Source organism: Frankia sp. AgKG'84/4 (genome assembly GCF_023242965.2).
Taxonomy (GTDB): domain Bacteria; phylum Actinomycetota; class Actinomycetes; order Frankiales; family Frankiaceae; genus Frankia.
Window position 1 is genome coordinate 1 of the sequence record NZ_JALKFU020000995.1, and the last position, 1,890, is coordinate 1,890.

General features: G+C 73.5%; 2 protein-coding genes. Both read left to right on the forward strand.

Features of this window, described 5'->3' with window-relative positions; translation table 11 throughout:
- Nucleotides 1–126: 126 nt before the first annotated feature.
- Nucleotides 127–543, forward strand: coding sequence for a hypothetical protein (locus MXD58_RS26690; protein ID WP_248836548.1), 417 nt, complete (start codon nucleotides 127–129; stop codon nucleotides 541–543).
- 141 nt (nucleotides 544–684) lie between these two features.
- On the forward strand, nucleotides 685–1,890 hold a 1,206-nt coding region (locus MXD58_RS26695), incomplete at its 3' end, for a thioredoxin domain-containing protein (RefSeq protein ID WP_250610566.1).

Genomic DNA, 1,890 nt, shown 5'->3' on the forward strand with positions numbered 1-1,890 from the left:
GTCCGCGGCCCCGCCAGCCGGGCGGCCCGGGCGCGGCGTGGGCGTAAGGTCGGCTACGGAGTCCGCGCCGCCGCGGTCGCGGCGGGTTCGGACCGCAGTGGTGGCCTGGGTGTGAGGACGTGAGGCGTGAACAGGGACTTCGCCGGCTCCGTGCTGGCCGCGAAGGAAGGCGGCGCCGGCGGCCTCGGCCTGCTCGTCGTCGTCGGGATGCTGGTGGCGTGCGCGGGGGTGTTCTACTTCATGTCGAAGAGCCTGCGCCGGATGCGCGAGAACGTTGCCAGTGGCACCTTCCGCGGGGTCGACTCGGAGCGCACGGATCCGATCGACCCGCGCCAGTCGGTCCGGCGCCGCTCGGCGTTCCTCGGTGCCGGCTCGACTCCGGTGATCGACGGCGAAGTGATCGACGGCAGGGCGGGTAACAGCAAGGTCATCGAGGGCGCCACCGCGCCGGCGGACGCCATCTCGGCCGAGGACGCAACCGGGACGGCCGACGGTGACCGGCCGGACCTGCCTGTCCAGCCCGGCCCGCCCGCTGGTCGCTGACGGTCGAGATCGTGGGCCCGGTCCGGGCCCAGGCGCGCCGAACATCGCGGGATTCGGTCAGCTACCGGCCGCTTTGTTGCATGTCAGGGGACCCGGTGCCCGCCAGGGCCCGGGGACAGGTGGATCGCGAGGAGTCGCCCGGTGCCGAACAAGCTCGCGCAGCAGACGTCTCCCTATCTGCTCCAACACGCCGACAATCCGGTCGACTGGTGGCCGTGGAGCCCGGAGGCCTTCGCCGAGGCGGCCGGTCGCGGCGTGCCCGTGCTGCTCTCGGTGGGGTACGCCTCCTGCCACTGGTGCCACGTGATGGCGCACGAGTCCTTCGAGGACACCCTCACCGCGGCCTACATGAACGACCATTTCGTCAACATCAAGGTTGACCGCGAGGAACGGCCCGACGTCGACTCGGTCTACATGGACGTCACCGTCGCCCTCACCGGGCACGGCGGCTGGCCGATGACGGTCTTCCTCACCCCGACGGCCGAGCCGTTCTTCGCCGGAACCTACTTCCCGCCGCGGGCGCGCCCAGGCATGGCCTCGTTCCGCCAGGTCATGGAAGCCGTCGTCGACGCCTGGCAGACGCGGCGCCAGGAGATTGAGGAGTCGGGCGCCGACATCGCCCGCCGGCTCGCCGAGGCGGCGCGGCGCGGCCCGGTCGCCGGCCTGGCCGCGAACCCGGCGTCGGGCGTCGCCGACGAGCTCACCCCCGCGTTGCTCGACACGGCCGTCGCCGGCCTGTCGGCCCGCTTCGACGCCCAGCACGGCGGATTCGGCGGGGCGCCGAAGTTCCCGCCGTCGATGACCGCCGAGCTGCTGCTGCGCCACGCCGCGCGCACCGGCGACGCCCGCAGCCTGGAGATGGTCACCATCACCTGCGAGCGGATGGCCCGCGGCGGCATGTACGACCAGCTGGCCGGCGGTTTCGCCCGCTACAGCGTCGACGCCACCTGGACCGTGCCGCACTTCGAGAAGATGTTGTACGACAACGCCCAGCTGCTGCGGGTCTATCTGCATCTGTGGCGGGCCACGGAGAGCCCGCTGGCCGCGCGGGTGGTCCGGGAGACCGCCGAGTTCCTCCTCACCGACCTGCGCACCCCGCAGGGCGGGTTCGCCTCGGCGCTGGACGCCGATGCCATCCCGCCGGGCGCCCCGGCGGCCAAGGCCCTGCCCGAGGAGGGGGCGAGCTACGCGTGGACGCCGGCGGGCCTGCGCGCCGTGCTCGGCGACGAGGACGGCGCCTGGGCCGCGGAGATCCTCGCGGTGACCGCCGAGGGCACCTTCGAGCACGGGACGTCCGTGCTGCAGCTGCCGGCCGACCCGGCGGACCCGGCGAGGTTCGCCGCGGTG